26 protein-coding genes and 1 tRNA gene are annotated in these 22,836 nt (G+C 62.5%); 12 read left to right on the top strand and 15 right to left on the bottom strand.

Annotated features, from left to right (window positions below; genetic code table 11):
- Window positions 1-12: 12 nt before the first annotated feature.
- The gene (locus ACVNHC_RS07240) at window positions 13-1,167 is read right to left on the bottom strand and encodes a GNAT family N-acetyltransferase (protein ID WP_457166924.1); all 1,155 of its coding nucleotides are present in this window, start codon (window positions 1,165-1,167) and stop codon (window positions 13-15) included.
- Between the two features lie 192 nt (window positions 1,168-1,359).
- On the opposite strand from ACVNHC_RS07240, the gene ACVNHC_RS07235 reads away from it, so the two are divergent.
- Complete coding sequence (locus ACVNHC_RS07235; RefSeq protein WP_457166827.1) at window positions 1,360-2,442, top strand: polysaccharide deacetylase family protein; 1,083 nt, start codon at window positions 1,360-1,362, stop codon at window positions 2,440-2,442.
- Here the strand turns inward: ACVNHC_RS07235 and ACVNHC_RS07230 are convergent.
- Window positions 2,402-2,614 (bottom strand): DUF2842 domain-containing protein, encoded by a 213-nt coding sequence (locus tag ACVNHC_RS07230; protein ID WP_050471326.1) that lies wholly within the window; start codon window positions 2,612-2,614, stop codon window positions 2,402-2,404. The genes ACVNHC_RS07235 and ACVNHC_RS07230 overlap by 41 nt on opposite strands.
- Window positions 2,615-2,771: 157 nt before the next feature.
- Here ACVNHC_RS07230 and ACVNHC_RS07225 point away from each other — a divergent pair, with 157 nt between their 5' ends.
- Complete coding sequence (locus tag ACVNHC_RS07225; RefSeq protein WP_457166826.1) at window positions 2,772-3,854, top strand: COX15/CtaA family protein; 1,083 nt, start codon at window positions 2,772-2,774, stop codon at window positions 3,852-3,854.
- A 546-nt stretch (window positions 3,855-4,400) separates the two neighbouring features.
- Here ACVNHC_RS07225 and ACVNHC_RS07220 read toward each other — a convergent pair.
- From ACVNHC_RS07220 to folE, 5 genes are all read right to left on the bottom strand, one after another.
- Window positions 4,401-4,661, bottom strand: coding sequence for a hypothetical protein (locus ACVNHC_RS07220; RefSeq protein ID WP_457166825.1), 261 nt, complete (start codon window positions 4,659-4,661; stop codon window positions 4,401-4,403).
- A 2-nt stretch (window positions 4,662-4,663) separates the two neighbouring features.
- Window positions 4,664-4,924, bottom strand: a complete 261-nt coding sequence (locus ACVNHC_RS07215; protein ID WP_457166824.1) for a hypothetical protein — start codon at window positions 4,922-4,924, stop codon at window positions 4,664-4,666.
- A 125-nt stretch (window positions 4,925-5,049) separates the two neighbouring features.
- Window positions 5,050-6,339 (bottom strand): O-acetylhomoserine aminocarboxypropyltransferase, encoded by a 1,290-nt coding sequence (locus tag ACVNHC_RS07210; protein ID WP_457166823.1) that lies wholly within the window; start codon window positions 6,337-6,339, stop codon window positions 5,050-5,052.
- Between the two features lie 184 nt (window positions 6,340-6,523).
- On the bottom strand, window positions 6,524-7,000 hold the full coding sequence (gene hisI / locus ACVNHC_RS07205) for a phosphoribosyl-AMP cyclohydrolase (RefSeq protein WP_186393760.1): 477 nt from the start codon (window positions 6,998-7,000) through the stop codon (window positions 6,524-6,526).
- 28 nt (window positions 7,001-7,028) lie between these two features.
- Window positions 7,029-7,664, bottom strand: coding sequence for a GTP cyclohydrolase I FolE (gene folE / locus ACVNHC_RS07200; protein ID WP_050471330.1), 636 nt, complete (start codon window positions 7,662-7,664; stop codon window positions 7,029-7,031).
- A 271-nt stretch (window positions 7,665-7,935) separates the two neighbouring features.
- Between folE and ACVNHC_RS07195 the strand changes: the two genes are divergently transcribed.
- The gene (locus ACVNHC_RS07195; RefSeq protein ID WP_123195628.1) at window positions 7,936-8,376 is read left to right on the top strand and encodes an iron-sulfur cluster assembly scaffold protein; all 441 of its coding nucleotides are present in this window, start codon (window positions 7,936-7,938) and stop codon (window positions 8,374-8,376) included.
- 25 nt (window positions 8,377-8,401) lie between these two features.
- Window positions 8,402-8,800: a membrane protein insertion efficiency factor YidD gene (gene yidD, locus ACVNHC_RS07190; RefSeq protein WP_457166822.1), complete on the top strand. Its 399-nt coding sequence runs from the start codon at window positions 8,402-8,404 to the stop codon at window positions 8,798-8,800.
- A gap of 23 nt (window positions 8,801-8,823) precedes the next feature.
- On the opposite strand, the gene ACVNHC_RS07185 is transcribed toward yidD, so the two are convergent.
- Window positions 8,824-9,159: a hypothetical protein gene (locus ACVNHC_RS07185; protein ID WP_122519798.1), complete on the bottom strand. Its 336-nt coding sequence runs from the start codon at window positions 9,157-9,159 to the stop codon at window positions 8,824-8,826.
- Window positions 9,160-9,398: 239 nt separating this feature from the next.
- On the opposite strand from ACVNHC_RS07185, the gene thrS reads away from it, so the two are divergent.
- Window positions 9,399-11,381, top strand: a complete 1,983-nt coding sequence (gene thrS, locus ACVNHC_RS07180; protein ID WP_457166821.1) for a threonine--tRNA ligase — start codon at window positions 9,399-9,401, stop codon at window positions 11,379-11,381.
- 87 nt (window positions 11,382-11,468) lie between these two features.
- Here thrS and ACVNHC_RS07175 read toward each other — a convergent pair whose 3' ends face one another.
- Complete coding sequence (locus tag ACVNHC_RS07175) at window positions 11,469-12,572, bottom strand: hypothetical protein (RefSeq protein ID WP_122519800.1); 1,104 nt, start codon at window positions 12,570-12,572, stop codon at window positions 11,469-11,471.
- Between the two features lie 296 nt (window positions 12,573-12,868).
- Between ACVNHC_RS07175 and ACVNHC_RS07170 the strand changes: the two genes are divergently transcribed.
- The 4 genes from ACVNHC_RS07170 to ACVNHC_RS07155 all read left to right on the top strand — a co-directional run bounded on the left by ACVNHC_RS07170 (window position 12,869) and on the right by ACVNHC_RS07155 (window position 16,562).
- Window positions 12,869-13,462, top strand: a complete 594-nt coding sequence (locus ACVNHC_RS07170) for a nitroreductase family protein (protein WP_457166820.1) — start codon at window positions 12,869-12,871, stop codon at window positions 13,460-13,462.
- A 4-nt stretch (window positions 13,463-13,466) separates the two neighbouring features.
- A complete protein-coding gene (locus tag ACVNHC_RS07165) occupies window positions 13,467-14,069 on the top strand; it encodes a flavin reductase family protein (protein ID WP_457166819.1) in 603 nt (200 codons plus the stop codon).
- Between the two features lie 204 nt (window positions 14,070-14,273).
- Window positions 14,274-15,290 carry a transglycosylase SLT domain-containing protein gene (locus ACVNHC_RS07160; protein WP_374630957.1) on the top strand — a complete coding sequence of 339 codons (1,017 nt, stop codon included), beginning with the start codon at window positions 14,274-14,276 and terminating at the stop codon, window positions 15,288-15,290.
- 120 nt (window positions 15,291-15,410) lie between these two features.
- Window positions 15,411-16,562, top strand: a complete 1,152-nt coding sequence (locus ACVNHC_RS07155; protein WP_457166818.1) for a DUF2336 domain-containing protein — start codon at window positions 15,411-15,413, stop codon at window positions 16,560-16,562.
- A 22-nt stretch (window positions 16,563-16,584) separates the two neighbouring features.
- On the opposite strand, the gene ACVNHC_RS07150 is transcribed toward ACVNHC_RS07155, so the two are convergent.
- The 3 genes from ACVNHC_RS07150 to ACVNHC_RS07140 form a co-directional block, all read right to left on the bottom strand.
- A complete protein-coding gene (locus tag ACVNHC_RS07150) occupies window positions 16,585-17,109 on the bottom strand; it encodes an Hpt domain-containing protein (protein ID WP_457166817.1) in 525 nt (174 codons plus the stop codon).
- A gap of 58 nt (window positions 17,110-17,167) precedes the next feature.
- Window positions 17,168-17,950, bottom strand: coding sequence for an NAD kinase (locus ACVNHC_RS07145; RefSeq protein ID WP_050471342.1), 783 nt, complete (start codon window positions 17,948-17,950; stop codon window positions 17,168-17,170).
- 125 nt (window positions 17,951-18,075) lie between these two features.
- Window positions 18,076-18,555: an Lrp/AsnC family transcriptional regulator gene (locus tag ACVNHC_RS07140; protein ID WP_457166816.1), complete on the bottom strand. Its 480-nt coding sequence runs from the start codon at window positions 18,553-18,555 to the stop codon at window positions 18,076-18,078.
- Window positions 18,556-18,694: 139 nt separating this feature from the next.
- Between ACVNHC_RS07140 and ACVNHC_RS07135 the strand changes: the two genes are divergently transcribed.
- The gene (locus ACVNHC_RS07135) at window positions 18,695-19,714 is read left to right on the top strand and encodes a 1-aminocyclopropane-1-carboxylate deaminase (RefSeq protein ID WP_019962500.1); all 1,020 of its coding nucleotides are present in this window, start codon (window positions 18,695-18,697) and stop codon (window positions 19,712-19,714) included.
- Between the two features lie 251 nt (window positions 19,715-19,965).
- The gene (locus ACVNHC_RS07130; RefSeq protein ID WP_163001239.1) at window positions 19,966-20,253 is read left to right on the top strand and encodes a hypothetical protein; all 288 of its coding nucleotides are present in this window, start codon (window positions 19,966-19,968) and stop codon (window positions 20,251-20,253) included.
- Between the two features lie 4 nt (window positions 20,254-20,257).
- On the opposite strand, the gene ACVNHC_RS07125 is transcribed toward ACVNHC_RS07130, so the two are convergent.
- The 3 genes from ACVNHC_RS07125 to ACVNHC_RS07115 all read right to left on the bottom strand — a co-directional run bounded on the left by ACVNHC_RS07125 (window position 20,258) and on the right by ACVNHC_RS07115 (window position 22,235).
- On the bottom strand, window positions 20,258-20,599 hold the full coding sequence (locus tag ACVNHC_RS07125; RefSeq protein ID WP_122519805.1) for a hypothetical protein: 342 nt from the start codon (window positions 20,597-20,599) through the stop codon (window positions 20,258-20,260).
- Window positions 20,600-20,822: 223 nt separating this feature from the next.
- A tRNA-Thr gene (locus ACVNHC_RS07120) sits at window positions 20,823-20,898 on the bottom strand.
- A gap of 131 nt (window positions 20,899-21,029) precedes the next feature.
- Entirely contained in the window at window positions 21,030-22,235 is a 1,206-nt protein-coding gene (locus ACVNHC_RS07115) for a GTP-binding protein (protein WP_457166815.1), read from the bottom strand.
- A gap of 241 nt (window positions 22,236-22,476) precedes the next feature.
- Here ACVNHC_RS07115 and ACVNHC_RS07110 point away from each other — a divergent pair, with 241 nt between their 5' ends.
- Window positions 22,477-22,791 carry an antibiotic biosynthesis monooxygenase family protein gene (locus tag ACVNHC_RS07110; protein WP_457166814.1) on the top strand — a complete coding sequence of 105 codons (315 nt, stop codon included), beginning with the start codon at window positions 22,477-22,479 and terminating at the stop codon, window positions 22,789-22,791.
- Window positions 22,792-22,836 lie beyond the last annotated feature (45 nt).

The raw sequence follows: 22,836 nt of genomic DNA, 5'->3' as shown, positions 1-22,836 counted from the left end.
GGCCGTGAGCCGTCAGCCCTTCAGGCGGCGGAGCGCAGCTGCAAACCGCCGGACAGCCCGGACGCCGGCCCACAGCGCAGGGGTTTGACGCAGCCGCCTCAGCACCGTGCGGCGGACATCCAGAACCAGCCTGATCAAGCGCCCGCGCATGTCTGCCGCCAGAACAAGATCGCTGAGCGGCTCTGGCTGGGTCCAGGGGTGCTTGTAGCGCTCGTCTCCAAGCCCGAGGTCGAGTGTCCGGATGGCCGGGTCCTCGCAGCACGCCGCAATGAGGCTTGAGAGAAGAACGATGCCGGGACTGAACTGGGCATGGCTGCCAGTGCCGATGCTGTTGGCATAGGCGTAGCATGTGTTTCCGGAAAGGCCCGAAAGATAGGCCGCAAGAACCTCGCCTTCTGCCTCCAGCACCTTGATCTGCAGTGCGGGCAAGGGTTTGCCCGCTCCTTCCAGCAGCAGCTTGCGCAGAAAGGCCCGCTGGCCCGGGGCGGAAAAGCCGCTGGGGATGCCGGTCTGCCGGGCGCGTTCCTGCCGCTGGCTGATCAGGGTGTCGAGCCCGGCCTCGATCTCTGCGGCCGTCTCCAGCGTGCGGATGGCAAAGCCGGGCAGCGCTTCCAGCGCCTTCTGCTTGCGCGCGTCCTTCTTGCGGCTGTCCTTGGACTGCAGGCGCGTCCGCAGCGTTGCGAAAGGTTCTGCTACCGCGCCACGGAAGACAGCATCCTTGGCAGGCGTGCCCTGCTGGGCGAGCGGGTGCGGGCGGCCCTCCCAGGTGAGGGGAAGGTTGCGCAGGTCAACCAGACTGGCTCCGGCCTCCCTTGCTGCCTGCAGCAGCAAGCGGGATAGCTCAACCGGATCAGCGGCGGCATAGGCATCGGCCCGCCACAGGCCTGTGTTCTGGTTGCCCTGCTGCCAGCCCATCCATTCCAGCACCGTGGCTCCGCCGCGCCTGTTGAGAGCCAGCGGAAGGATCATCGCAGGCCCTGAGGCGTCTTCGCTGATGATGATCAGGGGCCTGACGCCCAGAGCGCTGCCCACATGCACATGCCAGGCCTCAAGCCAGTCGAAACGCTGATAGTGGCCGTAGATCCCTGCCGCCTGAAGCTGCAGCCAGCGGCTGCGGGCTTCTCCGAGGTTCTGGACAACGGTCAGGGCCGGAGAATTTGCGGGCACAGGCAATGGTGCGGCCGGAGAGGTGGGAAACTCCGTCCGGTCAATGGATCTTGCTGCTGTTCCGGCTGACCGGTGCATGCCCATCGGCCTTCTGTCTGCGTCATGTTGACTGAGCCGTAGCATTGCACCAAAGGCTGAAAAAAGTGTACCAAAGGCCGGAAGGCCGAAGCGGCCGGGAGAACGGCAACGGGAATGAGCCAGCGGCTGCAGTTATTCGACACAGGGTTCTGGCTGCTTCGCCGCAGCAGGCTTGGCCATGTGCTTGCCCCCTTCACGCAAGGCTGTGGCCTGATCTTCACCCTTCACCGGGTGCGTCCAGCCAGCCAGGATACGTTCCAGCCGAACCGTCATCTTGAAATCACTCCGGAATTTCTCGCTCAGGTGATCGAGCGTGTCCGCTCCCGCGGCTACAAGTTCGTGTCCATGGAAGAGGCCGTCGACCGGCTGAAGCTCTGCTTTGGGCAGGAGCGCTATGCGGTGCTGAGCTTTGATGACGGCTACCGGGACAATCTGACGGTGGCCTATCCGCTGCTCAAGCAGATGGGGGTTCCCTTCACCCTGTTCCTGACATCGGGCTTTCTTGACCGGACCTCGGAGCTATGGTGGATCGCGCTGGAGCGGATGATTGCTGCTCAGGACGTGCTGCATTTTGCCGCGAGGGGGGAGGCCTCGCTCATTCCCTGCGCCACGCTGGAGGAGAAGCAGGCCTGCTACGCGGCGCTTGTGCAACTGTTGACCGAAGACCTGGACGAAACCGGCCAGCGGGCTATGGTGCGCGAGCTTTGTGCGCTGAACGGCTTTGATCTCGAGGCGCTGGCCGATGAAGAGATGCTGAGCTGGAACGAAGCGCGCAGCCTGGCACGTGATCCGCTGGTGAGCATCGGCGCCCATACGCATGATCACCACGCACTGGCTCGCCTGCCGGAAGCCGGGGCGGAAGCCGATATCCGCCGGGGGATCGAGCGGATCGAGGATGAGCTGGGCCGCAGGCCCGCCTTCATCGCTTATCCCTATGGCGGAGCGGAGACTGCAGGCCTGCGTGAGGCGGCGCTGGCCGCAGGGGCTGGCCTCAGGGCCGGGGTGACGACTGTTCCGGGCGTGCTCAAGTCCATTCACGCGCGCCAGGCCATGCTGCTGCCGCGCGTCTCGCTCAACGGGCATTTTCAGGGGCCGGAGGTGATCGACGAATATCTGACCGGCGCGCCTTTTGCCCTGTACCGGGCGTTCCGGCGGGTCAGCCGGGCTTTTTCCCGCCGCGCTCCATCCACCAGATGATCGCGCCCGCCGGAATGACCCAGACCAGACCGGCAATGACAAAATAGATCATCCGCACCGTGTTGGACGACTGCTGCAGCGTCATGTCGCCGATGACCATGGCTGTGAGCGCATAGACGACAACGAAGATCACCAGCAGCACCATGCCGATGAATTTCCGCAATGAAGGCATGAACCGGTCTCTCCTCTGGCCTGCGCCTGCGTGATCCTTGCAGCGATTGCGCGCAGCGTCGCAATGTCGCAATAAGGAAAACCCCGCAGGCCGCAGCTTGCTCTCCTCAGGGCGGACCTATATCCCAAGCGGTCAAAGGTCAAATCCGGAAGGCGACATGTCCACCTCACAGATGGTTTCACCCCTTGCCCAGACCCCGCAGATGGCCGCGCGCCACCGCACCCAGATCCGCATCTGGCTCTATGGCATCTGCCTTCTGATCCTCGCCATGGTCGTTGTCGGCGGCGCCACGCGGCTGACCGAGTCGGGCCTGTCGATCACCGAATGGAAGCCCATTCATGGCATGATCCCGCCGCTCAGCGAAGCGGAATGGCTGGAGGAATTCGACAAGTACCGGCAGATTCCCCAATATCAGCTCATCAACAAGGGGATGAGCCTTGAAGAGTTCCAGTTCATCTTCTGGTGGGAATGGGCGCACCGGCAGCTGGGCCGCTTCATCGGTGTGGCCTTTGCGCTGCCGCTGGTCTTCTTCTGGGCCACGGGGCGCATCGAGGGCTGGCTGAAGCCTTGGCTGGTGCTGGGCCTGGCGCTTGGCGGGCTGCAGGGTGCGGTCGGCTGGTGGATGGTAGCCTCCGGCCTCGTGGAGCGCACGGATGTCAGCCAGTACCGGCTCGCCGTCCATCTCACGCTCGCCTGCATCATCTTCGCCTATATCTTCTGGCTCGCGCGCAGGCTTGCGCCGCACACGGAAGCAACGCCTCAGGAGGGCGATAGGCTGTCCCGCTTCGGACAGATGGTGATTGGTCTGGTCCTTGTGCAGATCTTCCTCGGCGGCCTCGTTGCCGGACTGAATGCGGGTCTCACCTTCAACACCTGGCCGTTGATGGACGGGCAGATCATCCCGGCAGGGCTGCTTGCCATGGACCCGGCCTGGCGGAACGTCTTCGAGAATGTCATGACCGTGCAGTTCCAGCACCGTCTGGGCGCCTACGTGCTGGTGCTGGCCGTGGTGGCGCTTGTGGTCATGACACTGCGCACCAATGCCCACAAGGGCCTGCGCGGCACCGCTCTCCTGCTCGGCCTTGCCGTGCTGCTTCAGGCCGCCATCGGCATTGCCACGCTGCTGCTGCATGTGAAGCTGGATGTGGCGCTGACCCATCAGGCCATGGCGGTGATCGTGCTGGGCCTTTCGGTGGAATATCTCGTCCGCCTGAAGGGCGAGGCACCGTTCCGCAGTTGAATCAGTTTGTTTGAATCAAGGTGCGAAGCAGCTGAATCAGCCTCGCACCTTTTCCGCCCAAGTGATTCTTTTCAAAAACAAAAACCCGCCGGAGCGATCCGGCGGGGCGTGGACAGGCCCCCTCTTTCGCGAAGAGGAAAGTGGGCAACGGACACAACCGTTTTCGTCATGCCATGACTTGATCATGGCATCCACCCCGTGAAGTGTCATGTGTTGCAGGCCTTGAATACCGGCCATTCTCTCTCCGCCGCCTGTGCCGTTAAGCTGCGGCATGGATGCCATGATCAGGTCATGGCATGACGGTGGGTGGGGAGACGTCTGTGGGGATGGATGGCTTGCGGCTGTGCCGGGTTTGGAATGCGGGCTTGCTTTTTCGCATCTCCCTCCCTTTGCGAAGAGGAAAGTGGGCGAAGACACAACCGTTTTCGTCATGCCATGACTTGATCATGGCATCCACTCCGTGAAGTGTCATGCATTCCAGGCCTTGAATACCGGCCATTCTCTCTGCACGGCTTGTGCCGGAAAGCTGCGGCATGGATGCCATGATCAGGTCATGGCATGACGGAGAGTGGGTGCACGTCTGTGAGGATGGATGGCTTGCGGCTGTGCTGGGTTTGGAATGCGGGCCAGCTCTTTCGCATCTCCCCCTCTTTCGCGAAGAGGAAAGTGGGCGAAGACACAACCGTTTTCGTCATGCCATGACTTGATCATGGCATCCACCCCGTGAAGTGTCATGTGTTGCAGGCCTTGAATACCGGCCATTCTCTCTCCGCTGCGCATGCCGGAAAGCTGCGGCATGGATGCCATGATCAAGTCATGGCATGACGGTGGGTGGGGAGACGTCTGTGGGGATGGATGGCTTTCGGCTGTGCCGGGTTTGGAATGCGGGCCTGCTCTTTCGCATCTCCCCCTCTTTCGCGAAGAGGAAAGTGGGTAACGACACAACCGCTTTCGTCATGCCATGACTTGATCATGGCATCCACCCCGTGAAGTGTCATGTGTTGCAGGCCCAGAATATTGGCCATTCTCTCTGCACGGCTTGTGCCGGAAAGCTGCGGCATGGATGCCATGATCAAGTCATGGCATGACGGAGAGAGGGAGCAGGTCTGTGGCGAAAATTATGGCTTGGTCATAAACAAAAACCCCGCCGGAGCGATCCGGCGGGGGGCACTTTGTACTTCAACCAGCCTCGGGCTCAGCCCGGCAGCTTGGCGAGGGCCTGGTCGAGGTCGGCGATGATGTCGCTCGCGTCCTCGATGCCGATGGACAGGCGCACCACATCCGGGCCGGCACCGGCGCGGGTCTTCTGCTCGTCGGAGAGCTGGCGGTGGGTGGTGGAGGCCGGGTGGATGATCAGGCTGCGGGTGTCGCCGATGTTGGCAAGGTGCGAGAACAGCTCCACGCCGGACACCAGCGCAACGCCCGCGTCATAGCCGCCCTTGACGCCGAAGGTGAAGACGGCGCCTGCGCCCTTGGGGCAGTATTTCTGCTGCAGCGCATGGCCCGCATCTCCTGGCAGGGCGGCATAGGATACCCAGGCCACCTTCGGATGGCTCGACAGGAATTCGGCCACCTTCAGCGCATTGTCGCAGTGGCGCTGCATGCGCAGCGGCAGGGTCTCAATGCCGGTCAGGATCATGAAGGCATTGAAGGGCGAGATGGCGGGACCAAGGTCACGCAGGCCAAGCACGCGGCAGGCGATGGCGAAGGCGAAGTTGCCGAAGGTCTCGTGCAGCACCATGCCCTGATATTCCGGGCGCGGCGTGGAGAGCAGCGGATAGCGCCCGCTCGCCGACCAGTTGAACGTGCCCGCGTCGACGATGACGCCGCCCATGGAATTGCCGTGGCCGCCCATGAATTTGGTCAGCGAGTGCAGCACCACATCCGCGCCATGCTCGATCGGGCGGCAGAGATAGGGGGTCGCCAGCGTGTTGTCGACGATGAGCGGCACGCCCTTCTTCTTGGCAATGGCCGAGATGCCTGCAATGTCGGTGACGATGCCGCCCGGATTGGCAAGGCTCTCGATGAAGATGGCCTTGGTGGTGCCGTCAACGGCGGCCTCAAAGGCGGCCAGATCCGACGGGTCGGCCCAGATGACGTTCCAGCCGAAGCTCTTGAAGGAATGGTTGAGCTGGTTGATCGAGCCGCCATAGAGCTTGGTGGAGGCGACGATGCTGTCGCCCGGCGTCATCAGCGTGTGGAAGGCGAGAAGCTGGGCCGCATGGCCGGAAGCGACGGCCAGCGCTGCGGTGCCGCCTTCAAGGGCTGCAACGCGCTCTTCCAGAACGGCGGTCGTCGGGTTGGTGATGCGGGTGTAGATGTTGCCGAAGGCCTGAAGGCCGAAGAGCGAGGCGGCATGGTCCACGTCGTTGAAGACGAAGGAAGCCGTCTGATAGATCGGCGTCACGCGTGCGCCGGTAGCCGGATCGGGCTGCGCGCCCGCGTGAATGGCCAGCGTCGAGAAGCCGGGTGTTCCTGCAGTCATTCCATCCTCCCAGGATTTTATGCGGTTCGCCTTCACGGGAAGGCACGATCCGGCGCTGAGTGTGCCCGCGCCGGAGCAGAAGGTCAAAGACGGGATTTGCGGCGCAAGTGCCCGCCGGAGAAAGGATTTGCGCGGGGGCCGGAAAAGCCCCTGCGTCAGCTTCCATGCGCGCGCCTTGCGCAATCTATCCGTGATTATGCCCGCAGCCGGAGTGGCCATAGACATCGGCAGGATCATAGACCTTGTGGTCTTCCATCAGACGCAGAGAGACCGAGCCATCCTCATGGCGGGTGAGGGCACGATGGAAGCAGGAGCGGTAGCCGGTGTGGCAGGTGGCGCCGTTGCCTTCCACATCCACGATCAGCCAGATGGCGTCCTGATCGCAATCGGTGCGGATTTCCCGCACCTTCTGCACCTGGCCCGAGGTGCCGCCCTTCTTCCAGTACTCCTGCCGCGAGCGGCTCCAGTACCAGGCTTCGCCCGTGTCGATGGTGCGGCGCAGGCTTTCGGCATTCATGTAGCCGACCATAAGCAGATCGCCGCGCGTGGCATCGGTGACCACGGCGGCGATCAGGCCGTTTTCGTCAAATTTGGGCTGGAACGACAGACCGTTCTCGATGTCGCTCTTCGATCCGCGCGGATCAAATCCGGTCTTGCTCACGTCTACTCTCCGCCGGGGTGGGCGGAGATTAACGGTCTCCGCCACGAATGAAGGTCATGAAGCGGGCCTGTTCGGCCGGATCGTCCTGGAACACACCGGTGAACTGGGTCGTGATCGTGGACACGCCCGCCTTCTGCACGCCGCGCATGGTCATGCACTGATGCTCGGCTTCGAGCATCACCGCGATGCCGCGCGGCGCCAGATGCTCGTCAATGGAGGAGACGATCTGCGAGGTCAAGTTTTCCTGCGTCTGAAGCCGGTTGGCATAGATGTCGACGACACGGGCGAGCTTCGACAGGCCGACCACACCGCCGGACGGGTAGTAGGCGATATAGGCCTTGCCGATGAACGGCAGCATGTGATGCTCGCAATGGGAATGGAACGGGATGCCCCGGACCATGATCATGTCCTCATAGCCGCCCACATCCTCAAAGGTGCGCTCCAGATGCGCCTTCGGGTCCTCCGCATAGCCGCTGTAAAGCTCGGCATAGGACTTGACGACCCGCTTGGGCGTATCAAGCAGGCCCTCGCGCTCCGGATCTTCGCCGATATAGGCAAGGAGGGTACGGACAGCGGCCTCGGCTTGCTCGCGGCTCGGACGCGCAATCTCGTGCGGTGCGCGGCGTGGGGCCTTTTCGTCAGCAGGCTTCAAGATGGCGTCCATTGGTTTGGTCCTTGAGACAGTGGATGAACAGCCAATCTTACGTTGCCTTGACTGCTCCGGATCACGGCAGGGGAAACTTGCCGCAAACCTCTCACACCTGCTCCTGCAGCTTCAGCCCGGGGCTGAACAGAAGCAAGTCTTGCTCTATATAGGAAGAAGACCCGCGCCGCAAAGCGCCCAGTGGTCCGATTCCGTCTTTTGCTGTCACCTGTCTTCCGTGGCCGGGTGCCGGCAGCAAGGCACGGGCCGCTGTCATGAGGATATGGCACGCATGCTTGATGACATCTACAACACCCGCATCCTTGAGCTGGCGGGCAATATTCCGCACCTTGGGCGTTTGGCTTTGCCCGATGCCAGCGCCAAGGCGCATTCCCGGCTCTGCGGCTCGACCGTGACCATCGATCTGGTGGTGCGCGATGGCAAGGTGAGCGAGTTCGCCCATGACGTGAAGGCCTGTGCCCTTGGTCAGGCCTCGTCCTCGCTGATGGCCCGGCACATCATCGGCTGCACGCCGCAGGAGCTGCGGGACCTGCGCCGCACGGTCACGGCCATGCTGAAGGAAAACGGCCCGCCGCCGGAAGGCAAGTTCGAGGAGTTCCGCTTTCTGGAGCCGGTGCGCGACTACAAGGCCCGCCATGCCTCCACCTTGCTGACCTTTGATGCGGTTGTGGATGCGCTCGACCAGATCGAGGCAAAGGCCCCCGCTGCCTGAGCAGGCAGGGCCTGGAGGTTGTTTGATGTGCGGTGACTGCGGCAAGGACAGTGTCGAGGGGGAGGTGAGGTGTGAGCCTGCATCCCCACTGCCGCCGCGCCGCCTGTCTCCGGCTGCCTATGCGGCGCTGGGGCTGATCTGGGTCTACCGCCACTCGCTGTCCCTGTTCATGGGGCGCGGCTGCCGCTACGCGCCGACCTGTTCCGATTACACCAGTCAGGCCATCCGCCGTTTCGGCTTCTGGGGCGGCGGCTGGCTCGGCCTCTCCCGCATCCTGCGCTGCAACCCGCTGGGGTCCTCCGGCTATGACCCCGTGCCGGAAGCGCTGAACCCTTCCGCCCGCTGGTATCTGCCCTGGCGCTATGGCCGCTGGTCCGGCAAACATATTCCGCAGGACCAGCGGCTGGACAGTCAGGACCGGTGAGGGGCCTGGCTATCTGTTTCCCATCACAGACAGGTGGTGGGGAAGTACTGGTTCCGGTTCGTGGATGATTTCTTGAACACGTGGCACACCCTGACGCCATTGCTGACGGTCACATGCTGGTTGCTCGGGGTGCCCGCCGGGGCCATGCCGCCATTGTGCTGTCCCTTGAGGTAGACGCAGGTGCCGTTGGCATAGGCCGCGCGCAGCGTGGCGTCCGCCGAGTTCGCAACCCGCGCCGGCCATCCGCTCATGCCGCCTTCTGCCTCGTAGTTCCTGGAGTAGGTGCAGGCTGCGAAAGACGCATCGGTGAGGGCGAAAAGGCCGATACCGGCGAGCGCTGCGAGAGCTAGGATTTTCATGATTGCCTCCAATACTCGTTACTTGGGTGCTGCTCTTCGCCAGGATGAAGGATTGCGAAGGGCACTTCTGTCGACGTCATGGGATGGCCTCCGTGAGGTTCTGCCTGTGATCATGGTAAAGACGGATGGGAGGTTGCGCCGCAGAGGTTGTTCCTCACGCACAAATCCCTTATTCAGGCCCGGTCGCAAAACACAAAAGCTTACCTGCCTCGTCTGCAGGAGTGAGCAGGAGATGACTGATGATCAATCTGACTTTCCCCGACAATTCCGTGCGCTCCTATGAGGCCGGCACCACCGGTGCCGCCGTTGCCGAGGGCATTTCCAAGTCGCTGGCCAAGAAGGCCGTGGCGATGACCCTTGATGGCGAGCTGCGCGATCTTTCCGATCCCATCACGGCGGATGCGCGCATCGAGATCGTGACCCGCGAGGACCCGCGCGCCCTGGAGCTGATCCGCCACGATGCGGCCCATGTGATGGCCGAGGCGGTGCAGGAAATCTGGCCGGGGACGCAGGTCACCATCGGCCCGGTGATCGAGAACGGCTTCTACTACGACTTCAAGCGCGTCCATCCGGACACCCACGAGGACTGGCCCTTCACGCCCGAAGACCTGCCGGTCATCGAGAAGAAGATGCGCGAGATCATCGCGCGCGGAGCGGCCTTCACCAAGGAAATCTGGTCCCGCGAGGAAGCCAAGCGCTACTTTGCCGCCAAGGGCGAGACCTACAAGGTCGAGCTGGTGGATGCGATTCCCGAAGGTCAGGACCTGAAGATCTACAAGCAGGGCCAGTGGCTGGACCTCTGCCGCGGCCCGCACATGGCCTCCACCCGCCAGATCGGCGATGCCTTCAAGCTGATGAAGGTGGCCGGTGCCTACTGGCGCGGTGACAGCAACAACGAGATGCTGACCCGCATCTACGCCACAGCATGGGCGAATGAGGCTGATCTGAAGGCCTATCTGCACATGCTGGAAGAGGCGGAGAAGCGTGACCACCGCAAGCTCGGCCGCGAGATGGACCTGTTCCACTTCCAGGAAGAAGGCCCGGGCGTCGTGTTCTGGCATGCCAAGGGCTGGAGCCTGTTCCAGAGCCTTGTCTCCTACATGCGCCGCCGCCTGTCCGGCGACTACGATGAGGTGAACGCGCCGCAGGTGCTCGACACCTCGCTGTGGGAGACCTCCGGTCACTGGGGCTGGTACAAGGAGAACATGTTCTCCGTGCAATGTGCCGATCCGGAAGCCGAGGACGAGCGCATCTTCGCGCTGAAGCCGATGAACTGCCCCGGTCACGTGCAGATCTTCAAGCATGGCCTGAAGAGCTATCGCGACCTGCCGCTGCGCATGGCGGAATTCGGCGTGGTGCACCGCTACGAGCCTTCGGGCGCCATGCACGGGCTGATGCGCGTGCGCGGCTTCACACAGGACGATGCCCACATCTTCTGCACCGAAGAGCAGATGGCGGCCGAGTGCCTCAAGATCAACGATCTGATCCTGTCGGTCTACGAGGATTTCGGCTTCAATGAGATCGTCGTCAAGCTCTCCACCCGCCCGGAAAAGCGCGTCGGTTCGGACGAGCTGTGGGATCACGCCGAAGAGGTGATGACCCGCGTTCTCAAGCAGATCGAGGAGCAGTCCGGCGGGCGCATCAAGACCGGCATCCTGCCGGGCGAGGGCGCCTTCTACGGCCCGAAGTTCGAATACACGCTGAAGGATGCCATCGGCCGTGAGTGGCAGTGCGGCACCACGCAGGTGGACTTCAACCTGCCGGAACGCTTCGGTGCCTTCTACGTGGACAAGGACGGCGAGAAGAAGACGCCGGTGATGATCCACCGCGCCATCTGCGGCTCGATGGAACGCTTCCTCGGCATCCTCATCGAGAACTTCGCCGGTCACTTCCCGCTGTGGCTTGCGCCCAAGCAGGTGGTTGTCGCCACCATCACCTCGGAAGCGGATGACTACGCCCGCGAGGTGCATGCGGCGCTGGGCAAGGCAGGCATCCGGGCCGATCTCGACCTGCGCAACGAGAAGATCAACTACAAGGTCCGCGAGCATTCGCTGGCCAAGGTGCCGGTCATTCTCGTCTGCGGCAAGCGCGAGTCGGAAGAGCGCACGGTCAACGTCCGCCGCCTCGGTTCGCAGAACCAGACGCCGATGAGCCTTGATGAGGCGATTGCGGCCTTCATCGAGGAAGCCGTGGCACCGGACCTGAAACGCGCCCGCGGCTGAGTGCTGCAGCGTACGGGCCGACATGAAAAAAAAGACCGCCGTGGCGCAAGCCGCGGCGGTCTTTTCATGTCTGCCGGGGTGTGCCTGTCAATTCTGCGGCAGCTGGCTGACGTTGGAGGTTTCCGTGCGGGCCAGCACCTCGACTTCCTCGTTCTCACCGGAGACGACCATGAAATTGCGGCTGTAGTTGACGCCATTGTTCCGGGCAACCACCTCATACTCGCCTGCCGCGAGGACGAAGGACGGAAAGGCGCCGTTGCCTTCCACCACCGTGTCGCCGCCGGGCGTGAGAATGGTCCAGGCCGTATTGGCAATCGCCTCGCCGCCCGGATCGTTGACGAGCTTGAGCGTCACGCTGGCCGCATTCTGGAAAAGTGTCGCCGACGTCAGCTTGCCCGCTTCCACGGAGATATCCGCCCGCACGATGGCGTTCACATCGCCATAGCGGCTGACCACATGATAGGTGCCCGCATTGAGGCGCACGATGGCCTCCGGCTTCACGCCGGAAACGATGACTTCGCGCTCGCCGATGGCGTTGAAATTCATGCCCAGAATGTCGAACCGCAGGTCATCTGGCGGCAGCGGATCATCCGGGCCAAGGGCTGCGTTCAGCTTCACGCCCCCGGCATTGAGCACCACGGTCTTGGAATAGACGCCGCGGCCGACGACAAGCCGGTTGGTGGAGCCTGCAAAGCCATAGGAGGTGTGGATGAGATAGGCGCCGGGATCGAGCCGGAACTCCGCATCCCCGCCCATGGCCGTTGCCACCAGTTCCAGTTCGCCGCTGGCATTCGGGGTTTCGCCATAGACACGCCAGATAAGGCCATCGGAGATCTGCGCTGTTCCTTCCGTCAGCCGGGCAACCAGATAGACCGCGCCTTTTTCGAGGCCGGACTGGGTGCCATCCGTCAGCGTGTTCGACGGGGCATAGGGCACGAGCGCATCGTTGAAGCGGCTGGCGGGATCCTCAGGCGACAGGAGCGGGGGCGCCGCTGTGGCTCCCTGCACCTCGGACGGATCCGGCGAAGTGCCTTCCGCAGGGCCGAAACCATGCGGCTTGCCCAGAGGGGTGGGAGGGGAGAGCGGAGCCGAGAAAGCCGTGCCGGCATCCAGAGAGGGGGGCTGCTGGTCCGCAGGGGTGGCTGTGGCTTCCTGGGCCGCCGCCGCCGTCTGCATCACAAAAAGAGCCATAAGGGCTGCTGTCAGAGCACGCCTTGAAGCACGTGCCAGTCCTGCGCTGCGGTTGTTTCCCGTCATCATTTTTCCTGCGCCGGCCTTCTGTCACTCGCCGCGGATCTTCTGTCAGACCCGCCAAGGCCACTGGATGTTCAACGGCAGCACCAGCCATGGGCTGCCGCATCCGTTTCCATTTCGTTAATGGCCCGGAAAATCGGGCGAATTCAAGTCGCATGCAAGCCCGGTTGACAAGTGAGGTTAAAAGCTTACCACTTTCGCCAGGATTTCACCCCACCGTTTCAGAGGCTCCGATGAGCGAATTTGCCAAGCCGCATCCGCATGTTACCGACTTTTTGCTGACCCGCCGGTCGCATCTGGCCATCACCTTGTCCGAGCCGGGCCCGGATGCGGAAACCTTGGAAAAGATCCTCACCATTGGTGCGCGCGTGCCGGATCACGGCAAGCTCGCGCCCTGGCGCTTTGTCGTCTACGCAGGGGAGGCGCGCAGCAGAATCGGTGAGCATCTGGCCGCGCTGGCCGAAAGCCGCAACGGGCCGCTGTCCGAAGCTCAGAAAACGCAGGAGCTGAACCGCTTCATCCGCTCGGCTGTCGTGATCGGCGTGCTGAGCCGCGCTGCCGTTCATCCGAAGATCCCGGTTTGGGAGCAGGAGCTCTCGGCCGGTGCGGCCTGCATGAATATTCTGACAGCCGCCACGGCAGCCGGTTTCGGCGCGCAGTGGATCAGCGAGTGGTACAGTTTCGATGACGAGGCGGCCCGCTATCTGGGCGCAGCCGAGGGTGAGCGGTTTGCCGGCTTCATCCACATCGGTACGCCGGCGCAGGCGCCGTTCGAGCGTCCGCGCCCGGAGCTTGCCAGCATCGTCACCCACTGGGCCGGGGAGTAAGCCGTTGTTCTATGACACCGTTTCCAATGCTCACGGGCTGGCCTTCAACCCCTTCAAGGCCCTTGTCGCGCCGCGGCCCATCGGCTGGATCTCGTCGCTGAGTGCAGAGGGCACGGCGAATCTCGCCCCCTACAGCTTCTTCAACGCCGTGGCCGATGCACCGCCGATCGTCATGTTCTCCTCCTCCGGCTGGAAGGACAGCGTGCGCAACATCGAGGCGACGGGCGAATTCGTCTGCAACATCGTCAGCCATGACCTGCGCGACGAGATGAATGCGTCTTCGGCGCCCGTTGGTCCCGATGTGTCCGAATTCGAACTGGCCGGCCTCGAAATGGCGCCTTCCAATCTGGTCAAGGTGCCGCGCGTGAAGCGGGCCAAGGCGGCGCTTGAATGCCGGATGCTGCAGATCCAGCAGCTGAAGGACCTCGATGGCAATGCGGTCCAGAACTATATGGTTCTGGGGCAGGTGATCGGCGTTCATATCGATGACAGCGTCATCGAGAATGGCCGCGTCGTGCCCTCGCGGCTGGAGCTGCTTTCCCGCCTTGGTTACAAGGATTATGACGTCACCCGTGACGTTTTTGAGCTCACCCGCCCCAAAGGGTGAGTCGCTTTTGCCGGATCGCGGGAGCCTCAGGCTCTGCGATCCGGGTTCTTCCGGTGATTTATCGGTATATCTGTCAGGGCTTTCGCCCGCTTTCCCGTTGAAAAGGGCTCTCGTTAACCGGTGCTGGGTGTGCGTTAACTTTTTGTTAACCATTCAGGCTAGATCTTAACCGCGTGGTAATCTTTACATCGAGGAGACGGGTTCATGCGTGTTGCAGACTCCACCTCGATCGCGTCGCGGATCGAGCAAGCCTTCCAGACCGCAAGCACAACGACGGGGACGTCCTTTGACTACCTGCTGAAGACGGCTGCGCGGGAATCCTCGTTTCAGCCCGCAGCGCAATCGAAGACCTCCAGTGCGACCGGTCTGTTCCAGTTTGTCGAGCAGACCTGGCTTGAAACCGTCAAGGACAGCGGCGGCAGGCACGGCCTGCAGTCCTATGCCGACCAGATCGAAAGAACCGCCACCGGAAAGTACCGGGTCAGCGATCCCGATATGCGTCAGGAGATTCTGGACCTGCGCAAGGATCCGGAGATTTCCTCCCGCATGGCCGGCGAATTTACCCGCAAGAATGCCGAGTTCCTCTCCAACCGCCTTGGCCGGGATCCGAACCAGGGTGAGCTTTACATCGCCCATTTCCTCGGCGCGCAGGGGGCTTCGCGGCTGATCAATTCCGCCCAGGTGAACCCGGAGAGTTCCGCCGCCCAGATGTTCCCGGCGCAGGCCAAGGCCAACCGGGCCATCTTCTATGATGGCGCCGGATCTCCGCGGACGCTGGCGCAGGTCTACGATGTCCTCGTCAGCAAGCACGATGGGGCCGCCGCGGTGATGGTGGCATCTGCCACCGGACAGGGAACGGATGACTTGCCGAAGAGCCGCATCCTCACCGGCTTTGCCGAAGAGGCCGGCTCGGGCGATCCTGTCGGGGCACGGGTGGACAGCGCCTTCCGGGCTGCGGAAACCAGTGCGCCCTTCGAGGCCCTGTTCCGCGATGATGCAGGCTCGCGCACGGCCACCATGTCCGGCAGCTATCTGGCCGCCTTTGCCGGGGTGAAGGATGATCACGTCTTCTCGCGCGCCGTCGGCGGCACCCGTGTGGTGGCCCAGCTTGCGGGCGGGGAAGGGGCGATTGCGCAGACGCAGGAAGGGCCTCTGGACCTCACCGGCTTCCTCAACTACGCGCCGCTTGGCGTGAAGCGCGATCTGCTGCCGCCTGCCTGAGCGGGCGGTATGAGCCACGGCAGGCCTCTGCCTCATTTATGGTGAACCGAACGTTAAGCCTTTGCGTGGCAGTGTGATTTGCACCTTGTTGAGGTGCATTGTGTGTTCGGGTCACGCGTCATGATCATTCGTCAGTTTCTGTCCTGGGCCGGTACGGCAGCGCCTGCTGAGCGCGCCGAGGCCACCGCTGCGCTTGCACGCGCCTTCCTGCATTCGCCGATGAGCGAGGCAGAGCGGGGCGATTGTCAGGCTGCATTGACTTATCTGCTGGATGATCCGGCGCCTGAAGTCCGCTTTGCCCTTGCGGATGTGTTCGCCCGCCGGGAGGATGCGCCGCGCCCTGTGGTGCTGGCGCTGGCCCGTGACACGGCGCTGGTTGCCGCCCCCATCCTCGAATTTTCGCCGCTGGTGCCCGATTGCGATCTGATCGATCTGGCCGCCGAAGGCTCTGACGCCGTGCAATGCGCCATTGCCCGCCGCCGGAACCTCTCTGCCCCTGTGGCTGCCGCGCTGGCCGAAGTGGCAGCGCCGGAGGCCTGCGCCGTATTGCTCGACAATCCCGGCGCCGTGATCGTCTCCTTCAGCCTGTCCCGCCTTGCCGAACGCTTTGCCGATGACGCCGCCGTGCGCAGCCGTCTGCTGGCCCGGCCGGGCCTGCCTCTGACCATCCGCCACACCCTGCTGACGGCCTTGACCGATGGCCTCAAGGCGCAGGCGCTGGTGCTTGCGGGCGAAGCGCTTCCCGAAAGCGCAGAGACCTATCTTGAAGAGGCCCGCGAGCGCGCAACCGTAGTGCTGGCAGCCGGTGCCACGGATGCGGAACTGGGCGGTCTCGTCGAGCATCTGCGCGCGCGTGGCCAGCTCACGGCACGGCTGATGCTGCGGGCTGCCGGCATGGGCCGGCTGCGGGTTCTGTCCGCCTGCCTTTCCGCCCTCTGCGGCCAGCCGCAGGCGCGGGTGGCGGATCTGCTGGCCACAGGCCGTGCGGGAGCCCTGCGCTCCCTGCTCATGGCCACCGGTCTGCCCCAGCGCACGGTCGCGGTGTTTCAGCTGATGGTGGAGGCCTACCGGGCGGCAGACTGCAGCTTCCTGCAGGATCAGCCCCCCGCCACGACCCGTGCGGTGATGGAAGAGGTCAGCGCCGGGCTTGAGGAGATGGCTGTCAGCGGCGGGGTGGAAGATGTCTTCGCCCTGATGCGGGTGCTGGTCCTGGAAGCAGCCCGTGAGGAGGCGCGGCTGCTGGTGAACACGGAACTTCTGGCCGCGGCGTGAGGGCCGAGCCTGTGGGGCAGGCTCAGTCCCTGACAGGCACCGTGCGTTCGATATAGTCCTGCGTCACTTCCTGCAATTTATGCAGAAGCGCTGCGCCGGTCGGGTTCGCCTCGTCGCGGGCTTCTTCGGCCACGATGGCGCGGATCGCGTCCACATGCTGGCGCAGAAGTGTCAGCGGCAGGTGCTCCGGTCCGTTCACTGCCTCGATCAGATGGCAGAGACTGGCGGCGACGGCTCCGGCCAGCGGATAGCCCAGCGTCTGCGCCTGTCCCTTCACATTGTGGGTGGTGTTGTAAAGCTGCGCGAGGGTCGTCCCGTTCAGCCCCTCCTCCTCGATGGCGCTCCAGTCGGCAAACAGCTGCTCGGTCTCCCGGTGCATCCAGCCGTCGAACTGGACGGAGAGCCGCTCCAGCGCCGCTTCCGCCGCCTTGATGGGATCGAACTTGGCCGCCTCGCGCGGGCTCATCACCCGCACCTTCTTGCGCAGGTCCGTTGGCGGCTTGACGAACTCCACGTCGCTGCCCTGAAGATCCTCGTCGCTGATCATGATCGGTGTCCTTGCCCTGCCGCCAATACCGGAAGATTCCGCTGATGCCCGCGTAAGGTCAATAGCGGAACATTTCACTTAAGATTCGCTCGTCCCAGCCATGGCCTGCGTCGGACATGATCAGACAGGCGGAGCTTTTGTCCTCGCGCACGCTCACCTTCGCCACATTGCGGATTTCTGTGTGATCGGCAGCGGCGCTGACCGGGCGCTTGGCGCTCTCCATCACCTCGATTTCCACCACCGCATGATTGGGCACCAGCGCACCGCGCCAGCGGCGGGGGCGGAAGGCGCTGATCGGCGTCAGCGCCAGAAGCGGGGCTGAAATCGGCAGGATGGGGCCATGGGCGGACAGATTGTAGGCGGTGCTGCCCGCAGGGGTCGCCACAAGGCAGCCGTCACAGATCAGTTCTTCCAGCCGCTCACGTCCATCAACGGAAATGCGCAGCTTGGCCGCCTGATAGGTCTGGCGCAGCAGGGAGACCTCGTTGATGGCGCGGGCGCTGTATTGCACACCGGCCTGATCGATCGCCTGCATGTAGAGCGGGTGGATCGTCGTCACATCCGCTGCCGCCAGCCGCTCCAGCAGGCCATCCTCCTGGTACTCGTTCATCAGGAAACCGACGGACCCCCGGTTCATGCCATAGATCGGAATGCCGGAATTCATGAAGCGGTGCAGGGTCTGCAGCATCAGGCCATCGCCGCCGAGAGCGACGATCACATCCGCTTCGCCCGGTGTGGCATTGCCATAAAGCGCCGTCAGCGAAACGAGGGCCTGATGGGCTTCCTCCGTGTCGCTGGCAACCAGCGCGATGCGGCCGGGGCGGATTTCTCTCTGGGTCATTGGCTCTGGAACTCGGGTGCTGCATCTGCCGCGGCTCCGCGCCGCCCGCCATTCATCCGCCAGATTGCCCGCCGCTGCAAGGCGCGATTGCCGGAATGCGGCAGTCCGCCGGCGTTGATCCGGTTTCAGAAATCAAGCCGGGCATTGTCGACCACTTCCTTGATGACGAAGAAGGTCCGCGTCTGCCGCACGCCGGGCAGAGCGATCAACTGCTCCGCATGCAGGCGGTTGAAATCGGCCATGTCGCGGACGCGGATCTTCAGGAAGAAATCGAAGTCCCCCGCCACCAGGTGGCAATCGAGCACGACAGGCAGCTTGCGGATGGCCTCCTCGAAGGCAGCGAAGCTCTCGGGCGTCGAGCGGTCCAGCTCCACTCCCACCATCACCAGCGCGCCCCGGCTGACCTTCTGCGGATCGATTACCGCCCGCACGTCCCGCACATATCCCTCGTCAAACAGCCGCCGGATGCGCCGGTGGCAGGTGGCGGGACTGACATTGACCGCTGCGGCAATATCCGCGTTCGACATGCGCCCGTCCTGCTGCAGCAGATGCAGGATCTTGCGGTCGATGCGGTCGAGGGATTCAAGAGTGAAAGACTCTTTCATTACAGAGATCAAATCCGGAATAATCGTTATCTGAAAGCTCTATATCTGCAATTAGACGATCATTGAAGGCCAAAGATTGCAAGCACCTTTCATAACCTTCCTGCTAGCGTTCCGCCACCTTTCAAGAGTGGAGCAGGCAATGCTGAAACTGGATAAATTCGAACGTTACCCCCTGACCTTCGGCCCGACCCCGATCGAAAAGCTGGACCGCCTGTCGGCGGAACTGGGCGGCGCCGTGGAGATCTACGCCAAGCGTGATGACTGCAACTCCGGCCTTGCCTTCGGCGGCAACAAGCTGCGCAAGCTGGAATATATCGTGCCGGACGTGCTGGCCTCGGGGGCAGATACGCTCGTGTCCATCGGCGGCGTGCAGTCGAATCACACCCGCATGGTCGCCGCGACCGCTGCCAAGCTCGGCCTCAAGTGCGTGGTGGTGCAGGAAAGCTGGGTGCCGCATGAAGATGCCGTCTATGACCGCGTCGGCAACATTCTTCTCACCCGCCTGATGGGCGCGGACAGCCGCATCGTCGATGACGGCTTCGACATCGGCATCCGCAAGAGCTGGGAGGATGCGCTGCAGTCGGTGAAGGACGCCGGTGGCAAGCCCTACGGCATTCCGGCCGGCGCCTCCGTCCATCCCTATGGCGGCCTTGGCTACGTGCGTTTTGCCGAGGAAGTGCGGGCGCAGGAAGCCGAAATGGGCATCCGCTTCGACTATATCATCGTCTGCGTCGTCACCGGCTCCACCCAGGCCGGCATGATCGTTGGCTTCGCTGCCGATGGCCGAGCCGACCGGGTGATCGGCATCGATGCCTCCGGCACACCGGAGCAGACCCGCTCCCAGGTGCGCGAGATCGTCGACCGTACCGCTGATCTGGTGGAACTGGGCCGTCCGGTGCGTGAGGACGAGATCGTCATCGTCGAGGATTACGCCTATCCGGCCTATGGCGTGCCGAGCGCCGAGACCAACGAAGCCATCCGCATGGCTGCCCGCACCGAGGCGATGATCACCGACCCGGTTTATGAGGGCAAGTCCATGCAGGGCATGATCGACCTCATCCGCAAGGGCAAGATCCCCGCCGGTTCCAAGGTTCTCTACGCCCACCTCGGCGGCGCCCCCGCCATCAACGGCTACAGCTACACCTACCGCAACGGCTGAGTTCCCCATCGACCAGTCTGCGTGCGAAGCGGCAGCTCCCATCCCCGGGAGCTGCCGTCATATTGCTGATTGCTGACAAACCTTCGGCCTCACCGTCGTCATCCTCGGCCTTGTGCCGAGGATCTATAAAAGTCAATAGTTTGTAGATGGCCGGGACAAGCCCGACCATGACGAAAGAGAAGAGGGAACCTAGTTGGGGACGCTCTTCCTGCTCCGTGCAGCGACATTGATTTCAGGCAAAAGGCTGTAGCATGGCGATCAAGATTCTGCTTTCGCTCATTGTGGTGTCACTATGGCTGAGTGGAGCCCTGTTATTTCAGTTCTTCCGGTATGATTATATAGTCTCAGGTAATTGGGGCTTATATGTTCATGACAGGTGGACAGGAAAGACAATGCATTGCCTTGTTGATGTGTGTTCGCTCATGGAAATTGAGCCAGAAAATCAGTTTCAAGATAAAAATCTAAAATCAAAGAGGACGCCTAACATCTTCGATCAGTTCGATGGCGGGCGAGTTGACCGTCTTGAGCCTGTCCGTTGACTGATCATAGTTTTGAAATAGAGCCTGTGAACATGTCAACCTTGTAGCCTTTTTCTTTGATTATTTCTTCGATCCTAAGTATTTTTTCTGCCTTCCTGTCTTCTTCTCCTTTCCATACATACCAAAGATACCCTGTAATCATGAGCACCGCCAATGCCGCGCCTTTGATGAATTCCGGATGCGTTTGATCCTTGTAGTTTGGAAAGAATAGGCTGAGCAAAAACGCAGCAGCAGCAATTATGCAGAAGGTTTTTTGCTGTTCCCACTGCTTTCTTGGTTTTGACCTTATTTCCATAAGCTGCTTTGCGTAATGAATGACGTTCCCTGGAACATGATCATCGGCCATAGCTTCATCTTTCCGCATGAGGTGCCTCAGTGTGCACTCATGCAGGAGACTGTCAATTCTGCGTTGTTCAGAGCCAACCGCTCAGCTTTGGAAGTGACGCACTAAGCCTTCTGCATGAACGGCTCAGGAACATAAAGTCGCACGTGCGACTTTTTCAGGTCGCACAGGTGGCATATGTTCCCGCTGCGTTCTGGTTTGTCTTGGCGTAAGTCATTGAAAAATATGGTGCCGGCAACAGGGTTCGAACCCGTGACCCCCTGATTACAAATCAGGTGCTCTACCTGCTGAGCTATACCGGCATCTTTCGCGGCTTTTAGCATGGGTTTGGCGGATGTGCATCCGCCTTGATGCAATTTTTCCACTGGTGAGGAAAGGCCGGCAGGAAGGGGAAGGCCCGGCGGGGCAGAATGCTGTCCCGCCGGAAAGGGCATCAAGCCGCGGCGCGGCCCCAGGCGGGGAAGGGGTCCTTGAGATTGCGCCAGTTGGCCGGGGCAAAGGACGATGCGGGCACGAGGCAGGCGGAGAGGTCGCGGCGCAGCGCTTCCTCATCCATCGGGTCCGTGCCGATGAACACCAGTTCCTGCCGCCGGTCGCCCCACACGGCGTCCATGTAGGGCGCCATGGCCTTGTGCCAGTCCGGGTGATCCGGCCAGTGGGTCTTGGGCACGGCGGACCACCACAGACCGCGTTTTTCGGTGCGCACCTGCGCGCCGGCCATGCTCAGCTCGCCGACGAATTCCGGCCGGGTCGCCAGCCAGAAGAAGCCCTTGGCGCGCACGACGCCGGGCCAGCTGCGGTTGATGAAGGCCTGCAGCTTTTCCGGATCAAAAGGCTGGCGGGCGCGGTAGACGAAGGAGCGGATGCCATATTCCTCCGTCTCCGGCACGTGATCGGAAAAGCCGTTCAGCTCCTTGTACCAGAGCGGGTGGGTGTGGGCGCGCTCGAAGTCGAAGCGTCCGGTGCCCAGCACATCCGAAAGCAGCACCTGGCCATGGTCCACCTCGATCACGCGCGCCTCGCTGTTGAGCGAGCGGATGATCTTGCGGGCAGCCTCCAGCGCCTCAGGCGTTGCGCTCGACACCTTGTTGAGCACGATGACATCGGCAAATTCCATCTGGTCCACCAGAAGGTCAATCAGGGTGCGGGTGTCGTCCTCGCCAAGGGACTCGCCCAGATCATCCAGCAGGCTGAGCGAGCCGAAATGGCTGAGCAGGCTCGCCGCATCCACCACCGTGACCATGGTGTCGAGCCGGGCAAGGTCGGACAGGCTCTCGCCGTTCTCGTCGCGGAACTCGAAGGTGGAGGCAACGGGCAGCGGCTCGGCAATGCCAGTCGATTCAATCAGAAGATAATCGAAGCGGCCAGCCTCTGCCAGGCGCCGCACTTCCACCAGAAGGTCGTCGCGCAAGGTGCAGCAGATGCAGCCGTTGGTCATCTCCACAAGGGTTTCCTCGGTGCGCGAAAGGTTGGCCCCGCCATCGCGCACGAGGGCGGCGTCGATGTTCACCTCGCTCATGTCATTGACAATGACAGCAACGCGAAGGCCTTCGCGGTTGGAGAGGATGTGGTTGAGAAGCGTGGTCTTTCCGGCGCCCAGAAAACCGGACAGCACGGTGACGGGAAGGCGTTTGGTCATGGTTCGCTCGTGTGGGTCTGGAGTGGCGTTCTTATAATGTAATAACATTACATGCGATCTAGCATGGCCCGCCCGCCTTGCCAAGGGGCAGGCAGGTTCTCCACCGGCGAAACCGTCTTGCGCGGCGGCAGGCCGCAGGGCCGGGGCTTGACCTGCGGCCCGCCTGTAAATATGAATTATCTACTCAGGTATTTTATGCCGCCCGCAAAAGACTGTCCGGCGGCTGCGCAGGGAGAGACACATGTTTGTGGCAATGAACCGCTTCAAGGTGAAGGCAGGTCAGGAAGAGGCTTTCGAGGCCGTGTGGAAGGGCCGGGATTCGCACCTCGACGAGATGAAGGGCTTCAGGACCTTTCATCTGCTCAAAGGGGCGGCCGATGAGGACGAAGGCATCACGCTCTATGCGTCCCACACGGTCTGGGAAAGCCGTGAGGATTTTCTGGCCTGGACCAAGTCCGAGCAGTTCCGCGAGGCGCACCGTAACGCCGGCTCCAACAAGGACCTTTACGCCGGTCCGCCGCGCTTCGAGGGCTTCGAGGCCGTGACCGGCGCCTGAGGCCGGGGCATTTCACCGGAAACAAACGCCGCGTGCCGTGAAGGC

The sequence above is a fragment of the Pannonibacter sp. Q-1 genome, assembly GCF_054073275.1.
Note: the sequence above shows the minus strand (reverse complement) of the source record. Positions and strands in the feature narration are given on the sequence as shown.

What these genes read in the sequence shown, in the direction of transcription:
- ACVNHC_RS07220 (WP_457166825.1), bottom strand. Translation starts at nt 4,661, where the DNA reads ATGGCATCCATGCCGCAGCTTTCCGGCATGCGCAGCGGAGAGAGAATG.
- ACVNHC_RS07235 (WP_457166827.1), top strand. Translation starts at nt 1,360, where the DNA reads ATGAGCCAGCGGCTGCAGTTATTCGACACAGGGTTCTGGCTGCTTCGC.
- ACVNHC_RS07110 (WP_457166814.1), top strand. Translation starts at nt 22,477, where the DNA reads ATGTTTGTGGCAATGAACCGCTTCAAGGTGAAGGCAGGTCAGGAAGAG.
- ACVNHC_RS07185 (WP_122519798.1), bottom strand. Translation starts at nt 9,159, where the DNA reads ATGAAAATCCTAGCTCTCGCAGCGCTCGCCGGTATCGGCCTTTTCGCC.
- ACVNHC_RS07130 (WP_163001239.1), top strand. Translation starts at nt 19,966, where the DNA reads ATGGCGATCAAGATTCTGCTTTCGCTCATTGTGGTGTCACTATGGCTG.
- ACVNHC_RS07195 (WP_123195628.1), top strand. Translation starts at nt 7,936, where the DNA reads ATGCTTGATGACATCTACAACACCCGCATCCTTGAGCTGGCGGGCAAT.
- ACVNHC_RS07115 (WP_457166815.1), bottom strand. Translation starts at nt 22,235, where the DNA reads ATGACCAAACGCCTTCCCGTCACCGTGCTGTCCGGTTTTCTGGGCGCC.
- ACVNHC_RS07155 (WP_457166818.1), top strand. Translation starts at nt 15,411, where the DNA reads ATGATCATTCGTCAGTTTCTGTCCTGGGCCGGTACGGCAGCGCCTGCT.
- ACVNHC_RS07230 (WP_050471326.1), bottom strand. Translation starts at nt 2,614, where the DNA reads ATGCCTTCATTGCGGAAATTCATCGGCATGGTGCTGCTGGTGATCTTC.
- ACVNHC_RS07160 (WP_374630957.1), top strand. Translation starts at nt 14,274, where the DNA reads ATGCGTGTTGCAGACTCCACCTCGATCGCGTCGCGGATCGAGCAAGCC.
- ACVNHC_RS07215 (WP_457166824.1), bottom strand. Translation starts at nt 4,924, where the DNA reads ATGGCATCCATGCCGCAGCTTTCCGGCACAAGCCGTGCAGAGAGAATG.
- ACVNHC_RS07150 (WP_457166817.1), bottom strand. Translation starts at nt 17,109, where the DNA reads ATGATCAGCGACGAGGATCTTCAGGGCAGCGACGTGGAGTTCGTCAAG.
- ACVNHC_RS07145 (WP_050471342.1), bottom strand. Translation starts at nt 17,950, where the DNA reads ATGACCCAGAGAGAAATCCGCCCCGGCCGCATCGCGCTGGTTGCCAGC.
- ACVNHC_RS07175 (WP_122519800.1), bottom strand. Translation starts at nt 12,572, where the DNA reads ATGGCTCTTTTTGTGATGCAGACGGCGGCGGCGGCCCAGGAAGCCACA.
- ACVNHC_RS07170 (WP_457166820.1), top strand. Translation starts at nt 12,869, where the DNA reads ATGAGCGAATTTGCCAAGCCGCATCCGCATGTTACCGACTTTTTGCTG.
- yidD (WP_457166822.1), top strand. Translation starts at nt 8,402, where the DNA reads ATGTGCGGTGACTGCGGCAAGGACAGTGTCGAGGGGGAGGTGAGGTGT.
- ACVNHC_RS07125 (WP_122519805.1), bottom strand. Translation starts at nt 20,599, where the DNA reads ATGGCCGATGATCATGTTCCAGGGAACGTCATTCATTACGCAAAGCAG.
- thrS (WP_457166821.1), top strand. Translation starts at nt 9,399, where the DNA reads ATGATCAATCTGACTTTCCCCGACAATTCCGTGCGCTCCTATGAGGCC.
- ACVNHC_RS07225 (WP_457166826.1), top strand. Translation starts at nt 2,772, where the DNA reads ATGTCCACCTCACAGATGGTTTCACCCCTTGCCCAGACCCCGCAGATG.
- folE (WP_050471330.1), bottom strand. Translation starts at nt 7,664, where the DNA reads ATGGACGCCATCTTGAAGCCTGCTGACGAAAAGGCCCCACGCCGCGCA.
- ACVNHC_RS07140 (WP_457166816.1), bottom strand. Translation starts at nt 18,555, where the DNA reads ATGAAAGAGTCTTTCACTCTTGAATCCCTCGACCGCATCGACCGCAAG.
- ACVNHC_RS07210 (WP_457166823.1), bottom strand. Translation starts at nt 6,339, where the DNA reads ATGACTGCAGGAACACCCGGCTTCTCGACGCTGGCCATTCACGCGGGC.
- ACVNHC_RS07135 (WP_019962500.1), top strand. Translation starts at nt 18,695, where the DNA reads ATGCTGAAACTGGATAAATTCGAACGTTACCCCCTGACCTTCGGCCCG.